The organism is Paenibacillus sp. FSL H3-0329 (genome assembly GCF_037963285.1).
Lineage (GTDB): Bacteria > Bacillota > Bacilli > Paenibacillales > Paenibacillaceae > Paenibacillus_AQ > Paenibacillus_AQ odorifer.
In genome coordinates this window covers 5562180-5587188 of record NZ_CP150150.1, presented here as the reverse complement: position 1 = coordinate 5587188, position 25009 = coordinate 5562180, and the positions used below count along the sequence as shown (strand labels likewise).

The window sequence follows — 25009 nt, the reverse complement described above, 5'->3', positions numbered from 1 at the left end:
CCTGCAATTGCCAGAGCTGCCCTGCTTGTATTCACTTAAGTCCGAGAGGCCCGTAAAGATGGGAGGAGACCGATGCGTGTTACGCATACTGCGAAAATATAAGATTAGTTTGTTGTTACTGGTACTTTTAGGAGTCTCCCTAGTGTGGTGGAATCAATCACGAGGGTTTGATAATTCAGCGATGGATGGCATCCCCGTTTATGCGGATGTTGATGAAAGCTCTATTTTAGAAAGCGATAGTGTTAATTCAAAACTCGAAGCCTCTTACTTAAGCTATTACGAGGAAAAACAGCAGGATGGAGCAAAGGACTCATCGGATTTTACGCTTGCTATTCCTTCGGGGGATTATAAGGCCATTAGTTCTGAAGGTACAGAGGTAATGACGGATCTTGGTGGAAAACCCGGCAAGGTACTAGCGCTTAAAGCAGAGGATAGCTGGGTGGAATATAAATTTACGGTTCCGGCAGATGGGTTGTATCAGATGGGGATGGAGTATTATGCCCTTCCTGGTAAACGATCCTCGATCATTCGAAGCGTAAAGATTGATGGGGAGTATTTATTCTCTCAAGTAAAAAAAATGGAATTCCAGCGGATGTGGAAGGAAAGTGCAGAGCCATGGCTGGACAATCAAGGGAATGAATTTAATCCCAAGCGGGAAGAGGTAACAGGCTGGCAATATCGGGAGTTTCGAGATGCCGAGGCCAGAACTGCGGATCCCTTTCGCTTTTATCTGACCAAAGGGGAGCATACGGTGAAGCTGGAAGCCATCCGGGAACCGGCTGCACTTAGTGAACTGAGAATATTTTCTCCAGAACCGCTCCCGACTTATGCGGAAGTGAAGCAGGAGTATGAGGATAAGGGTTACAAGCCTGTTCAGAATCAAGTGATTAAAATTCAGGCAGAAGAATCCTCCCTTCGTTCAGATCCAACGCTGAAGCGGATCGAGGACCGGGAGCCACTCACCGAACCTTTTAACAAAGATGCTATTGTGCTTAATAGTTTTGGGGGTGTCGGTTGGCGTACGGGTGGACAATGGGCGGAATGGGATTTCGAGATTCCTGAGTCAGGGCTCTACAATATCGCAATTCGTTACGGCCAGTGGTTCCTAAACGGGATACCGGTGGAACGCCGGATTATGATTGATGGCGAGGTACCGTTCCAAGAGCTGAATGCCTTGAAATTCCCTTACAAAGCGGAATGGCAAGTAAACAAGCTAGGGAATGAGGATGGAGAGTACTTCTTTTATCTAGAACAAGGTAAGCATACGTTGCGGATGGAAGTTCAAGTATCGGGCGTTGGCGGAATGATTGAAGCTGTGCTGAACACTACACATAAAATGTCTCTTTTGGGACGTGAAATCACGCAGGTAACGGGAACGAACCCTGATCCAAACGGGGATTGGCAGCTGGAGCAGAACATTCCTAATCTTGTGCCACGTTTACATTTGATGGCGCGGACGTTGGATGATGCTGTGCAGGATATGTATGCTTTTGGCGTTGCTGATGGAAGCTCTGAGCTGAGTACGCTTTATGAAGCACGTGACCGGTTCCTTGAAATGGCGAAGGATACCTCAAGTATTCCAGGTCGTCTTCAGCAATTTACGGACCTGCAGTCATCACTTGGCTTATGGGTCAACGGATTAATGAAGCAGAGTATTGTAATGGACTATATTGAAGTGAAGTCGGAAGATCAGCCATGGCCTAAAGACGCGGCTCCTTGGTATACCCGTGTAGGGACGATGACGTATGACTTCTTTAGTTCTTTTACAAAGGATTACAGCGGCATAGGAAATACGTACAAAAATGAAAAGGTGCTGGATGTCTGGATCTCACGTGGACGTGATTGGGCGGAGATCATTAAGCAAATGGTGGATGAGGACTTTACACCAAACACGGGCATCAAGGTGAACGTCAATATTATTCCTACGCTTGCAGCGGATCAGAAGCAGATTCTGTTATTAGCCAATACTGCCGGACTTGCTCCCGATGTGGCACTGGGGGTTGAGGGTGAAGTGCCGATTGACTTCGCGGTGCGGAATTCACTCGTGAATCTGAATGAATTCTCAGATTATCAAGAGGTTGCTGAACGTTTCAGAGCGGGTGCACTGATTCCTTATAAGTATGATAACGGAGACTTCGCATTGCCGGAGAATCAGAACTTCACGATGCTCTTTTACCGGAAAGATATTATGGCACAGCTGGGCATTAGCGAGAAGGATATTCCGGATACGTGGCAAGAGGTTATGGAACTGATTCCTGTGCTGCAACAAAACGGGATGGACTTCTATTATCCACATGCCCCGAACAATCCAAGTCTAGCAATTAATGAGTTTGCGCCGTTCTTATTCCAGTATGGCGGGGATTTCTATAAGAATAATGGGATGTTGTCTGATCTGAATTCACCAGAAGCACTGACAGCTATGAAAATGTGGACGGGACTCTTTACGAACTACAAGCTGCAGAAACAAGCGGATTTCTATAACCGTTTCCGTTCTGGAGAGATGCCAATCGGCGTTGCTGATTATTCCACATACATTCTGTTATCTACTGCCGCACCTGAATTGACAGGCTGGTGGGGCATGAAACCAATGCCGGGTATTGAACAAGCAGATGGACAGATTAACCGTTCTACAGGCGGGCTTGCACAGACAGGAATTATTTTTAAGGATACGGATATGAAAGAAGAATCTTGGGAGTTCCTGAAATGGTGGACCAGTGCGGATGCACAGGAGAACTTCGGCTCAGAGCTTGAGTCTTTGTTGGGTGTTGAAGCTCGTTGGAATACAGCCAATGTTGAAGCACTCAAACGTCTGCCGTGGCAGCAGGATGATATCGACGCCATTATGGAACAGTGGGAGTGGTTTAAAGAGCGCGAAGTGGTGCTTGGAGGATATTACACGACCCGGCATATCGCCAACATCTGGAATGAAATTGTGCTCAACGGTAAATTCCCGCGGGAGGCGATGGAGCAAGGTGTACGTGAAATCAATAAAGAGCTTAGTAAGAAACGCGAAGAGTTCGGAATTGAAACTTCCCAGACTTCAAGCGCCAAAGAGGAAGGAGGTCAGAAATGAGTAGTGAAATAATTACACCGGTACAGAACGAAGCCGTACAGATGCAGCCGACGAAAACCCCCGGGAAATGGACTCAGCTTTGGTTAGATATCAAGAAAAATAAAGTTTCCTATTATTTCTTGGCCCCTTTCCTGATTCTGTTCACCGTTTTTACTATTGTTCCTATTATCATGTCCGTCGTTCTAAGCTTCAGCTATTACAACATTATTGAGACACCGAGATTCATTGGCTTCTCTAACTATAAGCTGTTGTTTGTAGACGATGATATCTTTCTTAAAGCTGTTGGGATTACGCTGAAATTTGCCATTATTACAGGTCCGATAGGTTATATTATGGCCTTCTTGCTGGCCTGGCTGATTAGCCAGATTCCGCAGAAGTTCCGCTTTTTCTATACCCTATGCTACTATGTGCCATCGATTACAAGTGCAGTAGCAATGTCCGTGGTTTGGTTGTATTTGTTCGCCGGCGACCGCAAGGGGTTGCTCAATCACTGGCTCATTCAGCTGGGGATTATCAATGAACCTTATTTATTTCTACAAAATGTAGATTCGATCGTACCGGTGATCATCATAGTTTCCTTATGGATGAGTATGGGGGTAGGTTTCCTTGCTTTTCTGGCCGGACTTCAAAATGTACCGACAGATTTATATGAAGCTGGCTCAATTGATGGGGTCAAGTACCGCTGGCAGGAGCTTTGGTACATTACGATTCCATGCGTCAAACCGCAGCTGTTATTCGGTGCGGTGATGCAGGTGGTCGGTTCGCTTACCGTATTTGACGTCAGTATGCGGCTTGTTGGATTTCCGAGTCCCCTTTATGCAGGCCATACGATTATGGCGCATCTGTTCGACTACGCATTTATCCGCTTTGAGATGGGATATGCGTCAGCGATTGCTGTATTACTGTTCGCTTTGATGCTTGGGCTCAACCGTCTCATCTTCAAAGTGCTGGGGAGGGATTAGGATGCACAAAATAAATTTACGGCGTATTGACTATGGCGGCATCTTTTTATATCTGTTCTTAACGGTGTTTGGCCTAATTATGCTGCTGCCACTTGTCTACATGGCAGTGACTGCTTTAAAACCTACAAGCGAACTATTCCTGTTCCCACCACGGTTTTTCGTAGTGAATCCGACGTTGGTGAACTTTCGTGATCTGCTGTTAATTACCGGAACTTCGGCGGTGCCGTTCTCACGGTTTATTTTCAATAGCGTGGTTGTTACATCAGGGATTGTGGTCGGGGGTGTCTTAATTTCAGCAATGGCAGCTTATCCGCTTGCCAAGCACAATATGCCATTTAAAAGCGCTATCTTTAGTATGATTGTGGCGGCGCTGATGTTTTCACCCTTAGTATTGCAAATTCCGCAATATCTGCTGATTAGCCGCAGCGGATTAATGAATTCGTATTTTGCAATGATCTTACCTTATCTGGCTGCACCGATGGGAATGTTTCTTATGACCCAGTTCCTGCGGCAGCTTCCAGACGCTTTATTAGAGGCGGCCCGCATAGACGGGGCTTCCGAATGGAAGGTATTCTGGGTGGTTGTGATGCCAATGCTTAAGCCGGCGATTTCGACTTTTGCTTTATTCAGCTTCATTTCTGCTTGGAATGATCCGTATCCTTCAATGGTCTATACGACTGTTCAGGAAATGAAGACATTGCCGCTTGCCATCCAAACCATCAGTGGTGGAGCCGGAGTCGTTGCTAGGGTAGGCACTTTGGCAGCAGCAAGCTTCTTGATGATTCTCCCGACTATTCTTGTCTTTATATTAACGCAGCGGATGGTGCTTCAGACAATGGCCCATTCGGGGCTGAAGGAATAGGGGGAGTCATGATGATAGGACGTAATATGAAAAAAATGCTGCTAACAGGGCTACTGGTGACGCTGACACTGCCAGTGCTGCTGCTTCCAGGGCAGGCGCTAGCTGGTGAAGCCCCATATGAGGGGTATACGTGGAATCAGTCCGGCAATGAGGTCCGCTCGATTAATGGTTATCTCTACGATTCTTCTATCGATCCAACAGGAACAGATACGGGGTCCTTCAAAAATCCGGAATCTCTCTTTATTAGTGATGACGATTCACTCTACGTAGTAGACACGGGCAATAGCCGTATTGTTCATATGGATAAGGACGGTCGTCTGCTAAATCTGATCGGCGATACGGAAGGCAGCGGCAAGCTGCAAGAGCCGAAGGGTGTATTCGTGAAAGAGGATGGAACGGTATATGTAGCAGATACAAAAAACGCGCGTATTGCTATTTTTGATAAAAATGGCAAGTTCGTAAAAGAGTTTCTAAAACCGGACAGCCCATTACTGGGTGCTAATTTCTCTTATTCTCCTTCTAAATTAGTCGTAGATAAGCGTGATTATATGTATGTGGTGAGCGATGGTAACACGCAGGGGTTGCTGCAAATTGACTCAGGCGGTAAGTTCAAGGGGTTCTATGGAGCGAACCATGTAGGCTTCTCCTGGACACGACTCTTAATTAAGCTGGTGGCCACCAAAGAGCAGCAGAACCAGCTGGCGACCGTTAAACCTTCTGAGTTCTCCAACGTGGATCTGGATGAAGAAGGATTTATCTACAGCACAACCCTGGGCGAAGAGTATAACCAGATCAAACGGTTATCTCCGGTAGGCGTAGATACGCTGAACATTGGTAAACGCTGGTACGGCGATTATTACTCTGAGGGTCCATTCAGTATGGCTTCCTTTATGGGGATCAGTATTGATAAGAACGGATTTATAACCGCGCTGGATTTGCAGTCCAGTAAAGTCTTTCAATATGACAAGCTGGGGAATTTGTTATTCAGCTTCGGCGGGATCGGGGATCAGAATGGACTCTTCGTGACTCCTTCCGCCGTAGATCAAACCGCTGATGGCCTGATCTATGTAGTGGATAAAGGACGGGGCAGAATCGATCGCTTCCGGACCACGCCCTTTGCGGATTTGGTTCATCAGGCGTCTTTGCTCTATGTAGATGGCAGCTATGACGAAGCGCAATCCTTATGGCAAGAGGTGCTGCGATTGAACGCCAATTATGATATGGCTTATCAAGCTATCGGCAAAGCGCTATATAAAGCAGAGCAATATAAGGAATCTATGAGCTACTTCAAGCTTTCAAATTCCAAAGCTGACTATTCATCTGCTTTCCGCGAATATCGTAAATTGTTTATCCGAGAGCACTTTACTTATTTCTTCGCCGGCGGAATTGGACTGTTCTTAGTACTGCTCTGGAGTGTGCCGAGATTATACCGGAGATTCCATACCTGGCTGTATAGAGGAAACAAGGCAGTATTGGATCCGGCAAAGGGGGAGATTGGATGAACACTTTGCGAATGATTCATCAGGTTGTAGTTCATCCTTATCAGTTCTATAACGATATTCAAGGAAAGCAGCGTATCCGCTGGATACAGGGGATTGCCATCGTTCTACTGACCTTTGTGGCACGAATGATCTCGATTCTGATTACAGGGTATGCTTTTCAAACAAGAGAGCCGCATGAAATCTCCATGTTTCATGAGTTTATTTGGCTTATCGTTCCTTGGTTGACCTGGTGTGTCTCGAACTGGGGTGTCAGTACGATTATGGATGGTGAGGGGAAATTCAAAGAGATTTTTGTGGGCAGTGCCTTTGCCCTTGTTCCATACATGCTCTTTATCCTTCCAGTCACACTGTTAACGTTGGTCCTTTCGCTGGATGAGGCTTCAACCTTCAATCTGCTGCACAAGTTTGTGATTCTTTGGGTGGCTTGGTTGATTTTAATGAAGGTGAAGATCCTGCATGATTTTGAGATTCGCAAGGTTATTTTTATCACCATAATCAGTGTAATAGGAATCACCATTATCTGGTTCGTAGGTATTTTGCTGTTTGGTATTTCCAATCAATTTGTTTCATTTATTGTCGATCTGCTCAAAGAATTGAGATTGCGCGCGTAAGGAGGGAAAGGTAACACGATGAGAAAAAAAGTTAAAGTGCGGGGCATTCTCTGTATTGTTGTGATGATGCTGTTCGCAGTGATAAATGTTCAACCCCTACACAGTTCCGCCGATCCGTCCACCGCTGCGCAGTCTGTTCAGACTGAAGAAAGCAAAGAGGTTGGGCAAGAGCAAACATCGGTGGTAACTGAACCAGCTGAAGAACAGACCCCAGCCGTGCAAGAAAAGGAGACTGTGGTTCCTGCAGAAGAGCAGACCCCAGCCGCTGTAACAGCACCTGTACAGAAGGTTGAGCTGCAGCCGGTCACGCCTGGAACAAAAGCATTGGAGAACGAACGCTATATTTTATATGTAGATGAGAAATCGGGAAATCTTCGCATCACAGACAAAATCACAAACAAGGAGTGGCTTGGATCTCCACAGCTGGAGCGAACAGCCATGCCAAATATTAAGAAATACACGACCGCGCCGATTTATGCAAGATACACACAGGGGGCTGACATTACACAGGTCTACCCACTTAAAGATGAGGACTCCACGGTTACCGTAACGATTGAGCAAGATGTCGTCCGCGCGGAGTTTGCTTTTATTAGCCTGAAGCTTTCTTTTGCTCTGGAGTACAGACTGACGGCTAATGGATTTGAGGCTTCCATTCCACAGGAGTATTTGAAGGAAGAGGGGAATGCGAAATTCACGAGTCTGGAGGTTCTGCCATTTTTTCATGCGGCTAGAGAAGATGCAGAGGGGGCAATGATGCTTCCAGATGGTTCAGGGGCATTGCTGGAGTTTCGTAAAGAACATCCCGTTTATTTGAAAGGTTATTCTGAGTACATTTACGGCGGGGACGAAACCTTCGTGAAACAAAATCATGAAATTACGGATAACTCTTGGCAAAAGGCGGCACCTCTTAAAAAAGCTATCGCTTTGCCAGTGTTTGGGATCTATCAGGGAGACACCGGATATTTAGCAATTGTTACTAAGGGAGATACCGACGCTAAAATAAACGGTGTTCCATCAGGCATTCGCGCTATTTCGCTTTATAGAGCATCAAGTGAATTTACCCTGCGCAAGGATGATGTTATTTTTGTCGGCAATTCCGGCCAAATTCCTTATTATCAGGGTGAGATGATCAAAACCGATCGTAGCGTACGTTATGTTCTGCTCCAAGGCGAGGAAGCCAACTACGTTGGGATGGCGAAGGAATACCGTAATTACTTAATGGAAGAGAAAAAGGTCAAGGAAGTAGTTCTTGAGAACACGCCATTGTATCTTCAAGTGCTCGGTGGGATTTCTCGTGATGAAGTCATCGGTTCAACTTTTATAGAAGCAGCTACGTTTAAACAAATCAAGGACATGATTGATCAATATCAGGCAGAGGGTGTTACTCAGCTAGAGATTACGATCGAGGGATGGTCCAAAAATGGTTTATACGGAAACCAGCCAGAACAATTTCCGGTTGAAAAGAAGCTGGGAGGTAAAAAGGGACTTAAAGAGCTTCAGGAATATGCCGCAGGCAAGGGCGTAAATCTTTATTTGAAAGCTAACTACGTGAAACCTTACCAAGATAGCAACGGCGTAAAGGCAAGCAGAGATGCTGTGCGCGGCATTAATCGTGAAGTCTTGAAGCAGTACGTTTATTATCTCTCTACCCGGTGGAATACGGATGATTATTTCTATTTAATGAAACCTAGTGTTATCGCAAAACGCAGTAATGCTGAGCTGAGCAAGTTCCAGGATTTGGGTGTGAAGGGTGTACAGTTTGAACACTTTGGAAGCTTGCTATACTCCGATGAGGATAATAAATCCAATACGGACCGCCAGCTTACAGAAGATACTTATGTTAATGCATTGGATAACTTCCGTAAGGGTGAGCTTAACACGGCAGTAGATTATGGTTTTGCCTATACATTAGGACATGTGAACCGGATTGATCAAGTGCCGCTCGACTCCAGTCAATTTGTCTATACAGATCGGGCGATTCCTTTCTATCAACTAGTGTTACACGGCTTAGTGCCTTATACAGCAAGCCCGGTTAATCTGTACGATGATTCCCGTAACCAAACCTTACGGGCGGTGGAATATGGAGCCCTTCCAAGTTATGAATTAACTTATGCTCCGACTAGCGATCTTCAGAGAACCATGGCAGACCGGCTGTTCAGCTCTAGTCTTGAGAACTGGCTGGCACCTTCTGTACAGAATTATCTCGCATTGAAAGAGGTCTATGACAGCATTAGTAACCAGCAAATGACGAATCATGAGCAGCTGCAAAGTAAGGTCTTTCGGACGACTTATGCAAACGGTGTGAGCATTATAGTCAACTATAATGAGCAGTCTGTTGACGTGTCTGGTCAGACCGTCGAGGCATTCAGCTATGCGGTAACAGGAGGATGATGAAGTGAAAAAATCAAAGCTATCGATGCGAGCGCGTTATTTCGTTGAAGGATATTCCTTCATCGGCCTGTGGCTGGTCGGATTTCTGGTGTTTATGGCTGTTCCGCTGGGCCGTTCCTTGTATTATTCCTTTCAGGATCTCCAAGTGAGCAAAGGTGGCTTACTGGCCACTTTTGTTGGGATGGAGCATTATCGCGCCGCTTTTACTACAGATGTTAATTTCTTGCCTCTGCTCAAATCGACGATGGTGTCGACGGTGACTCAGGTTCCGTTAATTCTTATCTTTTCGCTCTTTTGTGCGATTCTGCTAAATCGCGGACTCGTAGGAAAAACCTTTTTCCGTGGCGTGTTCTTTTTGCCGGTCATCATTGCTTCAGGGGCGATCCTGGGCAAATTGATGGATCAGGGTGCCGCAAATTTACCGATTTTTTATAATCAGGATTTATATGATAAGCTCCATAACTTTATCCCCGGCGACATTCTGAAGTCTTTGCTGAAATATGCAGAATCTTTAACGCTGGTGATGTGGGATTCTGGCGTGCAAATTCTGATTTTTCTAGCGGGGTTACAGACGATTTCTGTTTCACTGTATGAAGCGGCCAAATGTGATGGAGCAACCGCGTGGGAAAGCTTTTGGAAAATCACCTTCCCGATGATTATGCCGATGATGCTCGTAAACACATTGTTTAGTATCGTCAGCTCATTCACGAAGGCAGATAATCAAATCATGAGTCATATTTTGAATGTCGTCTTTAAGAATAATGATTTTGGATATGGCTCAGCGATGGGTTGGATTTATTTTGTGTTTATTTTCTTGGTTCTGGGTTTGGTCTTCCTGTTATTCAGCAAGTCGCTCGGTGCCACCGAAGGGAGGAAGTAGAAGATGTTGAAGGAATCCGTAAAGCAGGTTCGGACAACGAACATGGAACATCTGACAACTCGTCTAAAAGCAAGCGGCAAGCTGGACAGGGTCGTGAAACGTTCGCTTCAGGTGCTGAATATCGCTTTTTATTACTTGGTTATTCTCAGCTTAACGTTCGTATTCCTATATCCCTTGTTATACATGGTATCCAAATCCATGATGCAAGTAACAGACGTGGCCGATGCCACAGTGCAATGGCTTCCGAAAAAGATTAGTTTTGGCAACTATTTTCTGGCATGGGATTCGCTAAAATTCTGGGCCGGGTTCGCAAATAGTGCGATTATTTCCTTCGGGAGTGCGGTTCTGCAAATCTTAAGCTGTTCCTTAATCGGTTATGGCTTTGCCAGATACCGTTTTCCAGGCTACGCAGTGTGTTTCGTTCTGCTGCTGTTTACTTTTCTAGTTCCACCGCAGACGATTGTTGTGCCACTGTATTTGTTCTTTAGTGACTTGGGGTGGATTAATACACATTTGCCGTTTGTGGTTCCTTCTATGTTTGGGCACGGGTTGAAGGGGGCATTATTCGTACTGATCTTTATTCAGTTCTACCGCGGAATGCCTAAAGTGTTGGAGGAAGCAGCACGTATCGACGGTGCAGGCGCATTCAGAACGTACTGGAAAATCATGTTTCCTATCGCCAAGCCCGCAATGCTGATCGTATTCTTATTCTCTGTGGTATGGCACTGGAATGACAGCTTTGAACCGAATACGTATTTAACAACACCGGATTTCTATAATCTGTCGCAGCGATTAGCGATGTTTTATGGTTCCAATAATCAGGCAGCGGAGACGATGTCGCAAATGACTTCGGGTTCTATTGGGATGGCCCCAACTGGACTGAATCAGGTTATGGCGGCGTGTATTCTAACTATTCTGCCAATTCTGATTCTGTATTTGTTCGTACAGCGTCATTTCGTAGAAAGTGTGGAACGCTCCGGTATTGCCGGGGAATAAGAACAAAGCTCTAGTCAGAAAAAACCAGCAAGCCTCCCGTATGTGGGGGCTTGCTGGTTTTATTTTAGGCAAAGGGGCTTCAAATTAGTATATCAATTCGGTTAAGATGGATAAGTATTCGATAAACTGAATTAGAAATACACATCCAAACCAAGGGAGTCAGACGATGAATAAACGCACATCGGGATTTGAGCACAGTACAGCATCCATTGCTGAGAAGAAAGTTACTTGGCTGGAGCTATTTTATGATCTGCTTTTTGTAGCAGCAGTTTCAAAAGCGAGCCATGTCCTATTGCATGTAGAGGCGGGTACAATCCCACTTGAATACTTATCCAAATTTATCTTGATATTTGTTCCGATCTGGTGGGCTTGGGTAGGGCAATCTCTTTTTGTGAATCGGTTTGGGCAAGACATCTTTTCACATCGGATATTCTTGATTCTACAATTATTTTTTGTATTAATAATGACGGCGAGTTTATCGGTTAACTTTGATCAATATTATATGCCATTCTTAATAGGTTATGTTGGTTTAAGAGCTATGACAGCCATTCAATATCTTACGGTAAATAAGAATGAAGAGGATGATAGAAAGGGCACTGCCCGGTATCTGGGAAGCAGATTTTGGATTGGATTAGTGATCTCTTCTTTATCACTTTTCTTTGACTCTTGGATGCGTTATGTAGTTTTGTATGCGGGAATTACTGTAGACATTTTGCTTCCATTAGTCGGTCGGAAATACTTGGTGAAAAGTCCGATCAATACTCATCATTTATTAGAACGCTTCTCGTTGTTTACGCTTATTCTGCTTGGGGAATCAGTGGTCAGTATCCTTGCGGTTTTACAGTCTAGCCACTGGACGTGGCAATCTATTGTATTTGCATTATTAACTTTTCTATTAATTATAGCTATGTGGTGGCAATATTTTGATAATGTTGAAAAGAAAGTGGACAAGACTATAGAGACTGCCGGGCAAACCATAATTTATGGGCATTTATTTATTTATGTATCCTTGAGTATGATTGCAGCTTCGATCCAACTGTTATTTTTAGATCAATTAAATTATATATTTATGGTGTGTTTTATTTTTGGATCGGTCCTGCTTTACTTCTTCTCTACCTCACTGGTCTTCCATAAATATAGACGTATACAGCAACGGTTAGGGATATTCCATTTGGCGTTATTATTAGGTTTACTTGGTGTTTTTTTCGCAGTAGATTTGTTGTTCCTTATACCTAATTACCTGATCATTGGTGAAATGATGTTATTTTTTGTGGTATATGCAAAATTAACGACGTAAGTTTGTTGTGCCGAAGCTGAATAAGAAAACAAGAAGGAAGCCGATCCATGTGATCGGCTTCCTTCTTGTTTTAGATCCCATGAAATATAATCTTATCTAGTTACGTTCGAACGGGGAGGCTTATTTCATAATATGTATAAGATTGTATTTTTTGATGTGGACGGTACTCTAGTAAGTGAAATTGATAGAAGCATCCCGCTTAGCACGATAGAAGCAATTGAGAAGTTGATAGAGAGAGGAATTAATGTCGTAGTTGCAACAGGGAGACCGCATAACTTATGTGAAGAGTTCAAGTCTATGGGCATTGATACCTTTATTTCTGCTAACGGTGCGCTTGTCAAATGTAAGGATAACGTTATCTATAAATCAATGCTTTCAACAGAAACCGTGCGGGAACTCTCGGCTTTTGCTGAGTTAAACGGACATGGCATGTCCTATTTCACCGAACTTATAACCATGAACGGAATGGGTTCCGAGGATGAGCGCGTTATGAAGGCATTAAAGGAGACTTTGAGTCTTACACAATATCCCGAAAAAATGAGCGCTCTGCCAGAGGAGGTTTACTGTATATGCTTGTATGCGGACGAAAATGAAGCGCAAAAATTCCAAGATAGATTTCCTGAATTACGGTTCGAACGTTTTCACGGATACGTTATGAATGTGCTTGAAGAAACAAAAGTTTCTAAATCAATTGCGATTAAACAAGTGCTGGATTATCTGAATATTTGCAGGTCAGAAGCTATCGCGTTTGGTGATGGTGGAAATGATATCGACATGTTGGAGTATGTGGGATTGGGCATTGCGATGGGAAACGGTGCGGAACAGTTAAAACAAAAAGCCGATTTTGTTACAAAAAAAGCAAGTGAAGGCGGGATAGCCTACGCATTAAAGAAATTTGGTGTCATTTAAGCTTGCAGCAAACTAATTGATGAAAAATTGAGAACGATCTTTCGTTCAAATCAAACAGCGACAGCCCAAGACTTTATCAGTCTATGGCTGCGGCTGCTTTATGGATTGTGTGGCATCCACACATAGAACTGCATGTGATTCCTGGTTCTTATTGTCCTAGAAGAGCCGGCACAATAAATCGGCCGAAAACATTTGCAGGAGAGCCTTTTTTGTACTTATCCGCGGTGATAACGGCAACCAGCTCGTAAGCAGGAACTACAATAATATGCTGACCTTTGAAGCCGAGTGCAAAATAATAAGGGATCTCGTTCGGCTGCTGCTCTGAACCTGCATTGAACTGGGATACCCACCAATGCCAGCCGTAGAATCCTTTTTGCGGATGATTGGCTTCAACGTAAGGGCGAGTGGATTGCTGAATTGTATCCGAAAAAAGGATCTGCTGATTCTTCCAGCGTCCCTCCTGTAAATAAAGTAAGCCGAATTTCAGCATATCCTCTGGCTTCAGATGAAGTCCGAACCCACCGGTATGTATGCCTTGCGGATCGCTCTCCCAGTGATAGCTTTGAATACCAAGCGGTTGAAACAGCTGGTCTTCGGCAAATTCTGCAACCGCTTGTCCAGAACAATCACGCAGGATTGCGGACAAAAGCTGGGAGGAGCCTGAGTTATAGGTCATCACGGTTCCTGGTGTATGAGCTAATGGCTGTGCAAGCACGTATTTTATCCAGTCCGCGGTTTTAGTCATGGCTGGAAAAGAATTCTGCCCACCGAACTCTGTCCAGTTAAAGCCTCCGGTCATCGTTAATAAGTGTTCGATAGTGATCTCTTTTTTACGTGGGTCACGATCTTCTTTTAATGAAGGAAAAAATAAAGAAATAGGTGTGTCTGGAGGTGGAATGATTAGTTTATCTATGGCTATGCAAACTAAGGCTGAAAGTACGCTTTTGGTGCACGAGTTGATTTTGCCAAGCTCTGCAGCGATTTGTGGATCACGGTAATGCTCCAGTATGGTTTCTCCATGTTGAACGATTAGACAACTGCGAATGTCTAGGCTAGTAATACCGTCAATAAGCGGCTGAAGGTTCCAGTCAGTAATGTCGGTGACCCCCTTTCTAGATGAATTATAGCTGCAACTGTTTACCATTATAGCTCACATCACCAAAATGTCGTAATTTCCTGTCGTTAAATAATTATGGAAAATACAAGAAAATATCTGTATAATAATATGAATCACGTGTTAGAGGAGGATGAATTCTTTTGAAAAGCAATAGTACTCTTTTTGTTCATCAAACGGCTAAAACGGTGTTGATCACTTCAGTTGCACTCGCGTTACTCTTACCCCCTGGCTTAGCCGCAGCCGATTCTATATCTGTTAGCAGCAACACTTCCGTAACGCAGGTTAGTACGCAATCAGCGGCTCCAGCTACGACTACGAACTCTGAGGCTGATCCTACAAAAGTGAAATTCACGCAGGAGCAAGCCATTGCAAAGTTAAAAGAACTATTCCCATCCCTAAAAGATGCAACTGTAAACAATGTTCAACTGGGATCTAACCAAAGCTACCCAGCACCAGCAAATCAAATGATCTGGCATATTCAGTGGCAGGTTCAAGAAGGGAATATGGGATATGGTTTTAGCAGTGAGGTAGACGCCATTAATGGTGATATCATCAATACCTATCTCTCATTCTCGCAGGAAAAGAACGAGTCCTATTATCCACCGAAAGTATCGCAGACTCAGGCATTGGAGATCGCCAAGACTTTTGTGGCTAAGGCAGCCTCATCAGTTAAGAGCAGTGAGCTGCAATTAAATGAGAATGTCGGTTATAGTTATTTTTCGGAATCATTATTCGGTCCTGTTCAATATGGGTATAACTTCAGTATTCTGAAGAATGGTATTCCTTCTGGATCGGACAGCATTAACATAGTTGTGGATGGTAACGGAAATGTAACGCAATTCTCTAAGTCTGCTCAAGGGCTTGAGTACCCGTCTGCACAGCCCAAGATTACCTTGGAGCAAGCACAGAAGCAATTTGCGGAACAGTTTGATGTGGGCCTATTTTACATTCCTATTTATAAGAACGGAAAACCTAACAACTGGATTCTAGGCTGGCGTCCAATAGATCAGTCTCTATATCCTATCGATGCATTAACGGGCAAGCGGATAGATTATGAAGGAAAAGAATCCGTATCCACCTCAGTCGTGTATTCAGAAGTAGCGAAGAGTAAGGATGTTTTTCAGGCAAGAAGTTCTAGTACAGAGCTTTCTGCAAAAGAAGCAGCACAACTTGTAGAGAAGGTTGCTTATATTCCAGCAGATCGTAAATTGATCTCGCAAACCTTGAGAAATGACTATCAGGATTCAGATCGAAAAATCTGGCAGCTATACTGGGGCAGTAATGGAAATGATCGTTACATTGGTGCTGGCTTTCCAGAGCAATCCTCTGCCGAGATCGATGCAAAGACCGGTGAAGTATTGCAGTACCAGGTTCAAGCTTATGGTGCTATTCAGGATAAGAAGAAGGAAGAGCCGGCACCTGCTGGAGGTAAGAAGCTTAGTGAGGCTGAAGCGAAGGTGAAAGCGCTTAGTATAATTAATAGTCTATATCCTCAGGCGAGCCAGAAGCTAAAGCTGGTAGAATACGGGGATAATTCGAGTTTGACTTCAGACGGATCAGGATATGGATACCAGTTTATTAGATATCATCAAGGAATTCCTGTGAGTGACAGCACCATTACGGTAAGCTTGGATCTTTACGGCAGACTGACTTCTTACATGGGGAATCGGATAAGCGGTATCGATGGAATCACATTATCGCCTGATGCAACAATTTCCAAGAAAGAAGCGCTCGAAAGTTATAAACCTAAATATCAGACTAAACTGAAGTATACTCAGGTTGGCGGATACAATACTTATAGTAACTATGTCGCACCGAAGGTGAAGCTGGTATATGATACAACCTTTGATGAATCTAATGGATTGAATCAGGTTTTGGATGCAGCCACTGGAAAATGGGTTGCGGTGTATGATTACCTCGGTCAGCAAGATGCTCAACTATCTGCAACGGATATCAAAGGTCATGCAGCAGAGCGGGAATTATCAGAATTGGTAAACCACCATGTGATTACACCGGATGCCGATGGCAAAGTGAACCCGGATCAAGAAATAACTGTCGGTGATTGGTTATCCTATCTTGCCAAAGCTTCTAGTCCAAATTTCACCAATTATTATAATAATAATGAACGAAAAACTGTGGCAGGCGTGAAGCCAGAGAATTCATATTATGATGCAGTTATTTTTGCAGCAGATCGTAAATGGATCAATAAGGATGAAAGCCTGCAAGTAGAGAGTAAGTTAACCCGGGAACAGCTTGCTGTTCATCTGGCTAATTTCTTGAAATACAATAAACTCACAGCTTATCTTGATAAAGATGTGACTGTAAGTCAGTTTAGTGATAGCTCAGCTATAAACAATAAGGGGGCCGTGGCTCTTGTTGTGAAATTGGGACTCTTAAAGGATGACAACGGCAAGTTTAATCCGCAGCAGAATGTAACAAAAGCGCTGGCGGCTTCGGTGATCATGAAGCTAGTGGAGCTGCAAGGAAAGACCGATCAGATCATAGGTCAATAAGTGTTAAAAAGACAGCCAGGCAGCGATTCTCCGACGATTGGAGGATCGCTGCCTGGCTTTTTAGTTTGTAGCGCGGTGGAGTGACTGAAGCATCTCTATCTGGCAGATGCAGTTTTCGGTCTCCACCCAGCATTTTTTTGTGCGCCGATTCTTGCTGGAATCCGTAAAATAACTGTATTCTATACAGTTATTTCTTGTGCAAAAGGTGAATGTGAATCTTTAATTGCATTCTCTGCAACTAAAAACTAGAGAATTCACCTATCGGCGAGAAAAGCAAGAATATAAGTGTACGAAATACACTTATATCCTTTGGCCGAGTGATTTGATGCATTATAAGTGTACTAAATACAATTAAACGCGTAATGCGCGTAATGCTGCGTAATGCTGCGTAATGCCGCGTAATTCAATGCTTAATTTAATCCTCAGCGCGATCCACAACGCAATCCTCAGTCCAATCCTCTTACACTATGCAACCGCCGGCTCACTATATAGGTAATCTTGATGGCTAAAATTCTTATGGGATAGCATAAAGATCAGCCTCTTTTTTGTGTAATTAATTACCAATACATAGACACTTACAAACTCACAGTATTATGATAATCAGAGTGACCCTAAAGCGGAGCTTTGTTAGGCGAACATGAATAGGTAAAGAAAAGATACCGAATGTAAACGGTTCACACTCGCTGTGTTAACGCTTTCTTCTTACAATTAGGATATAGAAAATAAGGGAGGTTCAATAGATGAAAAGAAAGATTAAAGGCTTGCCTTTAATGGCATCGGCCATTGTTTTATCATTAGTTTTCAGTGGTTGCTCCAGCAATAATAGTGGAAACAGTAGTGGAAACAGTAGTAGTTCCGCAGAGGGAAACACTAGTGTGCAAACGGAAATGGAAGGCGGCCCTTTAACCAAATATGATCCGCCGATCAAACTTCGCTCCACGATGAACGAAACAGGCAAAGAGACGTTGGCGCAGGGCGATACACATTCCAATAACATCTGGACCAGAGGATACGAGGAAGAGCTTGGGATTAAAGTGTCCTATGACTGGATTGTGGCTGATGCTAACTATAACGATAAAATGAATGTTACCTTGGCGAGCGGGGATTTACCTGATTTGTTAAAGGTGTCCACGGTGCAATTCGAGCAGCTTTATGAAGCTGGCATGTTGGAGGATTTGACCGGGGTATTTGATAAATATGCTTCGGATCTTGTCAAAGAATATTACGCTGAAGAGGACGGAGCAGGGCTTAAGCCGGTTACGAAAGATGGAAAACTGATGGCGATGGTAAGCTTCCCGGGTTCGCTGGATTCCTCTGATATGATATGGATTCGAAAAGACTGGATGGACAAGCTGAATTTGGCAGAGCCAACATCCATGCAGGATATTATTAAGATTGCAGAAGACTTTACATTTAAAGATCCAGACGGAAATGGCAAACAGGATACTTACGGCATTTCGTTGAACAAGGACTTGCCAATCAATGCGTTTCTACTCGGGTACCATGCTTACCTGGAAACTTGGATCAAAAACGCCGATGGCGAGGTTGTGAATGGTACGATTCAACCGGAGGTAAAGGCTGGACTTGCGGAGCTGCAAAGATTGTATAAAGAAGGAGTCATTGATCCAGAGTTTGGAGTGAAAGACTTTGCCAAAGCGATGGAGGATGTAAATGCTGGTAAGTCCGGTATGTTATTTTTGCCGCAATGGGCCCCTTTCCAAGTAAAGGACATGATTAAAAAAGATCAAAATGTTAACTGGGTGCCTTATCCGGTACAATCTATTGATGACCAACCTGCCAAAACTCAAAACCATCTTACAATTGGTGGCGTATTCGCGGTCCGTAAGGGCTACGAGCATCCGGAGGCATTGATCAAGCTGCTTAACTTCCAAGCAGAGAAAATGTTTGGGGAGTCCGCTAAAACGGAACGGGCAAAATATTTGAACGGGGACACAGGTCTGGGCTTCCAAAATGCGGTTGTATCCAACCTGCCACCGAACAAAAATGTAAAGGCACAGGATGAAGTGGAAAAAGCCCTTGAATCGGGAGATACCTCAAACATGGGCCTTGAAGCTAAATTATTCTATGATGATATTCAAAGCTACCGCGGTGGAGATCTTGATAAATGGCATATGGAACGGATCTTTGGGCCGCTTAGCTCACAATCGGTTATCAAACACTACCGCGACAATGACTTGGTGTTGATGAATGAGTTCATTTATGCCCCAACTAAAACGATGAACAGCAAAGCGGCTACCTTGGATAAACTGCGTGCAGAGACCTTTGTCAAAATCATTTACGGAAGTCTTCCTATCGATGAATTCGACAAATTCGTAGCCAACTGGAAAAAGCTCGGTGGAGATCAAATAACGAAAGAAGTAAATGATATCGTAAAAGCAAACTAGTAAAAACGACGCAGAAGAGGACTGCCCCTAGTCATGATAATGACAAACGGGCAGTTCTTTTTTTGGCTGAACAGCTATTCGGTTCGATAGCCAGGTCAACAAAAGATACTTAAAGTCAATACGCTACACTATTAAGGCAATTTGGGGCTGCTCTATAATTGAGATACAAGGAGGAGAAAGCATATGCACTTTAATACTAAGCAATTTCTACGTAATATTCCGCTCCATTTAATGATTTTACCTGCCTTAATAGTGATCATTATTTTTAGTTATATTCCAATGGCTGGCCTTGTAATTGCCTTCCAGAATTTTTCCCCGATTTCAGGGTTTAAGAATATGAACTGGACAGGGCTCGAAAACTTTCGTTATTTGTTTGAGCTTCCCGGTTTTGGTCAGGTCGTATGGAATACTGTATTTATCTCCGTCATGAAAATTATTGCTGGGCTGACCGTGCCAGTTATAGCGGCTTTATTGCTTAATGAGGTTCGTGTAAACGGCTTCAAACGTTCGATTCAGACGATTATTTATATGCCGCACTTTTTCTCATGGGTTATCTTGGGCGGGATTATCGTAGATGTACTGTCTCCGAGCAGCGGGATTGTCAACATGCTTTTAAAAGCACTAGGCATGCAGCCTATTCAATTTCTAGCGGACAATAGCTGGTTCCCATACGTACTAGTGATCACAGATCAATGGAAGGAGTTTGGATTCGGGACGATTATTTATTTGGCGGCTTTAACCAGCATTGACTCCTCTCTTTATGAAGCTGCTGTAATCGATGGTGCCGGAAGATGGAAGCAGACCTGGCATATTACGCTTCCGGGCATTCGCCCGATTATGATCCTGATGCTTACACTCAGCCTTGGCAACGTCCTGAACGGGGGATTTGACCAAGTGTTCAACCTGTACAATCCGCTAGTGTATGAATCAGGTGATATTTTGGACACGATGATTTACCGAATTGGTCTACAGGATGCTCAGTACTCTGTATCGACCGCACTAGGATTGATAAAATCGGTAGTTTCCTTCGTATTTATCGGGCTGGGTTATTATCTGGCGTATCGTTTTGCTAAATATCGGATTTTTTAGAGAGAAAGGAGTGGACTAAATGCACCATACTTCAACTGCTTATCGTTGGTTTCTCCGCTGCAATTATGTATTTCTGACTTTGCTCGCGGTGCTTTGTCTTTTTCCAATCGTGAATATTCTGGCGATCTCTTTCAGCTCCAGCGCAGCTGTTAACGCGGGTAGCGTAACCTTCTGGCCTGTGGATTTCACACTTTCTTCCTATAAATATATCCTTCAGAACAACCAGTTCATTCACTCCTTCGGAACTAGTCTGCTCCGGGTAGTGCTTGGCGTATCCGTTAACTTGTTGTTTACGATTCTAGTAGCTTATCCGCTGTCTAAAGAGGCAAAGTCCTTCCGCTCACGGACCGTGTACGCCTGGATTTTTGTGTTCACGATGCTCTTCAGTGGGGGTCTGATTCCTGGCTATTTAATTGTAAAAGAAATGGGGCTGCTGGATAGCATCTGGTCGCTTGTTATACCGGGCGCGGTGCCGATCTTTAATGTTCTACTTATGCTCAATTTCTTCAGAGGTTTGCCAAAAGAATTGGAGGAAGCCGCATGGATGGATGGCGCGGGACACTTACGCACGTTATGGAGTGTGTATCTGCCGGTATCTATGCCAAGTATTGCGACCATTACGTTGTTCGCTTTGGTGGGTCACTGGAATGCATGGTTCGATGGTATGATTTATATGAGAAGCCCGGAACATTATCCGCTGGCCACCTATTTACAATCCATACTTCAGCAGGTATCGATCCAGACTGAAAATATTACTTTTGAACAAGCTGCGTTATTAAATCAAATCTCAGACCGTACAACGCAAGCCTCCCAGATCTTCTTGTCTATCATTCCGATCCTGGCGATTTATCCGTTCCTGCAAAGATATTTTGTGCATGGACTAGTCGTGGGTAGTGTAAAGGGTTAAACTGGACTGGACCTAAATATAAGAAGGAGCCTGAACATGGCTCCTTCTTTATTATTATTCGATAGAAGAGGGAGAACATTCCAATGAAATCATTCTCCATCGGGTGGAACCCCGATTCCATTGTGATCAAGCTGATCGGAGCTTTCCTATTGGTCATGCTTCCACTCTGTGCGCTGAGTATATCTATTACCTACTATAGCTCCAACCAAATGCAAGCTGAAGTGGAGAGGGCGAACGAATCGAAGGTTCATTTTTACTACAGCCATCTTGAATTTGAGCTGCAACGGATAACGGGCTTAGTCACGGAGTACTCTCAGGATGAAACGCTGGCTACCTTCAGTACCCGTATTCCAATTATGAGCCGGTACGAAGTGGATTCTAATCTGAACAATATATACACCAAGCTAAAACAAATCAAAGAAACCAGTCCTTATATTAGTGATGTTGTGTATTATGTCCCGGAAATTAATAAGCGGGTTAGCGCTGCGGTGGGGGTTAGGGATGTCACCAACGAGGAATGGCAAAGTCTGCTGGCCACTATGGGTAATCTGAAGGGTGCTTTATCTAAATACGAAGACGACTTATATTTACTGCGTAGTAATCCTTATAACCTGGATCGCAATCTTTCACCTAATTTTTTGCTGGGAGTGAAGCTTTCCTCACCTGAGCTTGAGTTGCGTTTGAAAGAATTTGCGGTATCAGGGGGGAGCGATATTACGTTAGCCTTCGGCAATAACGATTATGTGATATCAACTTCTGACCAGAAGCCCAGGTTGTTCCCCATAGAGAAACCACTAAATAGTGAAGAGACTGTAAGTGTGCAGCGGTATCGTTTTGATAATTCTTTTTACTATTCGCTCTACGATCACAGCAATAACTTTAGGCTGACCGCAAATATTCCCAATACGGTGCTCATGAAGCCGATTCATGTCTACTCATTGTTGCTATGGTTGTTGTTCGTTGTCTCGATAGTGATCATTATCTTGTTCTCTTTATGGACGTACAGGATGATTCATCGCCCGATGTCTATTCTTATCAGGGGGTTTAAGAAAGCGGAGCAGGGGCAGACGGGGATCTTTATAACTCACTCCCGCAGGGATGAGTTTGGGTATCTATATTCTCGTTTCAATGAGATGCTTAAGCATCTGAATACGTTAATCGATGAGAACTACGTGCAGCGTATCCGGACAGGGGAAGCGGAGCTTAAACATTTACAATCGCAGATCACGCCTCATTTTCTCTATAACAGTCTATTTAGCATAAAACAGATGGCTGAGGTGGAAAATGTAGAGCTGATCAAGGAATTCTCTGATTATTTAGGGCAATATTTTCGGTACATGACCCGGGATTCCGCCCAGGAGGTTACTTTGCAGCAAGAGCAGGAGCATGCTTTGGTCTATCTGGCTATACAGCGGATTCGTTTTGGCGCGAGAATTAGAGCTGAGGTAGATGAGATTGCAGCGGATTGCCGGGACATCAAAGTCCCACGGGTTCTCCTGCAGCCCATTATTGAAAATGTATTCGAGCATGGGCTTAAGCAAAAAAGCAGCAATGGCCTATTAAAAATGAGTTATGAAAAAGTTGAGCATACGCTGACTATTATAATAGAAGATAACGGTGACTCACTTAGTGAGGACAAGTTAAATCTCTTGCAGCGCCAGTTCTCCGAGCAGAATGCCATTCAGGGGGAGATCACGGGTTTATTAAATGTAAATCAGAGATTGAGGATCAAATTTGGTTCCCCTTATGGCTTGATGGCAGAGAGAAGCAGTTTGGGCGGACTTTGTGTAAGAGTCAATTTACCGCTTAAAGGGGACGTGCAGGATGCAACGAATGATGATAGTTGATGATGAGCCTAATATTTTGGATGGGCTGTACGAATTTTTTGTAAAGGCAGATTTTAAAGATTTGGAGATCATAAAGGTTCATTCAGCGGATCATGCCATAGACTGGCTTAATACCGTAAAAATAGATATTGTGCTTAGTGACATCTGTATGCCAGGTATGGATGGGATGGCGTTAATTCAGGAAATTGTCGACCGCTGGCCACGTTGTAAAGTAATTCTGCTGACAGGACATAATGAATTCGATTTTGCCCATCAGGCGATCCGAAATCCATGTGTAGTTGACTATTTATTGAAGACAGAGGGGATGGATAAAATTCGTGCCGCTGTGGAGCTGACTTTGGAGAAAATATCTTCAGAAGAGGATTATTTCTATAAAAGCCAGTGGCTTCGCGACAAGCTCCCGCGCGCGCTGCCCCAGTTACAGCAGCAGTTATTACACGATATTCTAAGACGCACCGAACGGATAGACCGGCAGAGCTTGCAGGTTGAATTCGATGCCATTCAGCTCCCGTTCAACGCGGATGGATCCGTCCTGCCTATTATTCTGCGGATGGAGGCTTGGCGAAATTATGAAACGGCTTCAGACCGGAGTTTAATTCGTTATGCGGTAGCCAATATTGCGGAGGAGCTGCTCAGCGACAAGGTTGAAGTTAAGGCTGTGGATCTGGATCCGGGGACGATAGCTTGTTTTGTTCAGCCTAAAAGTGAAAGTGTATCCTCAATCAAGGAAGAAGAGCTCTGGTTAAAAACGCTGCGCTTCGTCCACGGAACAATGGAATCCGTTCAGCAAGCCTGTGGCAAATGTCTGCAACTATCTGTGTCTATCATCGCCAGTGATCAGGAAGTGCATTGGCATGAGCTGAACTATGCCTTGAACCGTTTACGATTAGCCATTTTTGATAGCCCCGGACTTGGGATGGAAAAGCTGCTGAGGATAAATACCAAGGAAGTGAGCCCAAGTCCAGGTTCTATGCATAATCGAAATGCAACAGCAGAACTACTGCTCGACTATTTAAAACAACGGCTGCTTGAAGGTGATCTCGATTGGGGCACATCTTTTCGCAAATGGGTGGAGCTCTCGGGGGAAGGTGGGCCGGAGGATCCTTTTTTGAGATTAAGATTAATGTCTGGGATCAGTAACACCCTGCTGCAGACTTTACAAGAGTTAGGTTTAACGGAAAAAGCCCATAGCGGTATGAATTTATCACGTATGTTATATTTTAATATCAATACACACTGGTCGGACGTCATCTCTTTTTATCACACGTTTTTTGAATGGATTATCTCGAACAGAAGCGCTACCTATAAACATGATGAATCGAATATCCTGTCCATGATCCACCAATATATTAAATCCCATCTGGCCGATGATTTGTCCTTAACCCGGATTGCGCAGGAAGTCTCACTTAATCCGTCCTATCTGTCACGCTGGTATAAAAGAACGACAGGGAAGGGGATTTCTGATTATATTCTGGAGAAAAAAGTGGAGCTGAGTAAGGAGCTGTTGCTTGGAACTGCTCTAAAAATGCACGAGATCTCCGGCCAGCTCGGGTTTAGTGATCAGCACTATTTTTTTCGATTCTTCAAAAAAACCGTTGGCTGTACGCCGCAGGAATATCGAGAGCAAAAACGAGGATAAATAACAATA

At 44.0% G+C, this 25009-nt stretch carries 17 protein-coding genes; 16 read left to right on the top strand and 1 reads right to left on the bottom strand.

Features of this window, described 5'->3' with window-relative positions:
• Window positions 1–142: 142 nt before the first annotated feature.
• The 10 genes from NSQ66_RS24665 to NSQ66_RS24620 all read left to right on the top strand — a co-directional run bounded on the left by NSQ66_RS24665 (window position 143) and on the right by NSQ66_RS24620 (window position 13483).
• Entirely contained in the window at window positions 143–3073 is a 2931-nt protein-coding gene (locus NSQ66_RS24665; RefSeq protein ID WP_076141534.1) for an extracellular solute-binding protein, read from the top strand.
• The gene (locus tag NSQ66_RS24660; RefSeq protein ID WP_051491076.1) at window positions 3070–4035 is read left to right on the top strand and encodes a sugar ABC transporter permease; all 966 of its coding nucleotides are present in this window, start codon (window positions 3070–3072) and stop codon (window positions 4033–4035) included. The genes NSQ66_RS24665 and NSQ66_RS24660 overlap by 4 nt, the downstream gene beginning before the upstream one ends.
• A gap of 1 nt (window position 4036) precedes the next feature.
• Window positions 4037–4897, top strand: coding sequence for a carbohydrate ABC transporter permease (locus tag NSQ66_RS24655; RefSeq protein WP_036679629.1), 861 nt, complete (start codon window positions 4037–4039; stop codon window positions 4895–4897).
• Window positions 4898–4905: 8 nt separating this feature from the next.
• Complete coding sequence (locus NSQ66_RS24650) at window positions 4906–6399, top strand: NHL repeat-containing protein (protein WP_143761269.1); 1494 nt, start codon at window positions 4906–4908, stop codon at window positions 6397–6399.
• Entirely contained in the window at window positions 6396–7010 is a 615-nt protein-coding gene (locus NSQ66_RS24645) for a YIP1 family protein (protein WP_076141536.1), read from the top strand. Before NSQ66_RS24650 ends, NSQ66_RS24645 begins: the two co-directional genes overlap by 4 nt.
• Before the next feature lie 18 nt (window positions 7011–7028).
• Entirely contained in the window at window positions 7029–9401 is a 2373-nt protein-coding gene (locus tag NSQ66_RS24640) for a DUF5696 domain-containing protein (RefSeq protein WP_076141537.1), read from the top strand.
• A gap of 4 nt (window positions 9402–9405) precedes the next feature.
• Window positions 9406–10281 (top strand): sugar ABC transporter permease, encoded by an 876-nt coding sequence (locus NSQ66_RS24635; RefSeq protein WP_081382489.1) that lies wholly within the window; start codon window positions 9406–9408, stop codon window positions 10279–10281.
• 3 nt (window positions 10282–10284) lie between these two features.
• The gene (locus tag NSQ66_RS24630) at window positions 10285–11277 is read left to right on the top strand and encodes a carbohydrate ABC transporter permease (RefSeq protein WP_051491074.1); all 993 of its coding nucleotides are present in this window, start codon (window positions 10285–10287) and stop codon (window positions 11275–11277) included.
• A 208-nt stretch (window positions 11278–11485) separates the two neighbouring features.
• Window positions 11486–12574, top strand: a complete 1089-nt coding sequence (locus tag NSQ66_RS24625; protein ID WP_038574808.1) for a low temperature requirement protein A — start codon at window positions 11486–11488, stop codon at window positions 12572–12574.
• 132 nt (window positions 12575–12706) lie between these two features.
• Window positions 12707–13483: a Cof-type HAD-IIB family hydrolase gene (locus NSQ66_RS24620; protein WP_038573100.1), complete on the top strand. Its 777-nt coding sequence runs from the start codon at window positions 12707–12709 to the stop codon at window positions 13481–13483.
• 148 nt (window positions 13484–13631) lie between these two features.
• On the opposite strand, the gene NSQ66_RS24615 is transcribed toward NSQ66_RS24620, so the two are convergent.
• Window positions 13632–14627: a serine hydrolase gene (locus NSQ66_RS24615; protein ID WP_080742591.1), complete on the bottom strand. Its 996-nt coding sequence runs from the start codon at window positions 14625–14627 to the stop codon at window positions 13632–13634.
• A 113-nt stretch (window positions 14628–14740) separates the two neighbouring features.
• On the opposite strand from NSQ66_RS24615, the gene NSQ66_RS24610 reads away from it, so the two are divergent.
• The 6 genes from NSQ66_RS24610 to NSQ66_RS24585 all read left to right on the top strand — a co-directional run bounded on the left by NSQ66_RS24610 (window position 14741) and on the right by NSQ66_RS24585 (window position 25000).
• Window positions 14741–17113 carry a YcdB/YcdC domain-containing protein gene (locus NSQ66_RS24610; RefSeq protein ID WP_038573099.1) on the top strand — a complete coding sequence of 791 codons (2373 nt, stop codon included), beginning with the start codon at window positions 14741–14743 and terminating at the stop codon, window positions 17111–17113.
• A gap of 740 nt (window positions 17114–17853) precedes the next feature.
• The gene (locus NSQ66_RS24605) at window positions 17854–19518 is read left to right on the top strand and encodes an extracellular solute-binding protein (RefSeq protein ID WP_038573098.1); all 1665 of its coding nucleotides are present in this window, start codon (window positions 17854–17856) and stop codon (window positions 19516–19518) included.
• Window positions 19519–19701: 183 nt separating this feature from the next.
• Window positions 19702–20607 carry an ABC transporter permease subunit gene (locus tag NSQ66_RS24600; protein ID WP_036679607.1) on the top strand — a complete coding sequence of 302 codons (906 nt, stop codon included), beginning with the start codon at window positions 19702–19704 and terminating at the stop codon, window positions 20605–20607.
• Window positions 20608–20626: 19 nt separating this feature from the next.
• Window positions 20627–21514, top strand: coding sequence for a carbohydrate ABC transporter permease (locus tag NSQ66_RS24595; RefSeq protein ID WP_038573097.1), 888 nt, complete (start codon window positions 20627–20629; stop codon window positions 21512–21514).
• A gap of 83 nt (window positions 21515–21597) precedes the next feature.
• On the top strand, window positions 21598–23361 hold the full coding sequence (locus NSQ66_RS24590) for a histidine kinase (RefSeq protein ID WP_038573096.1): 1764 nt from the start codon (window positions 21598–21600) through the stop codon (window positions 23359–23361).
• Entirely contained in the window at window positions 23348–25000 is a 1653-nt protein-coding gene (locus NSQ66_RS24585; RefSeq protein WP_244886388.1) for a response regulator, read from the top strand. The genes NSQ66_RS24590 and NSQ66_RS24585 overlap by 14 nt, the downstream gene beginning before the upstream one ends.
• Window positions 25001–25009: the final 9 nt, after the last annotated feature.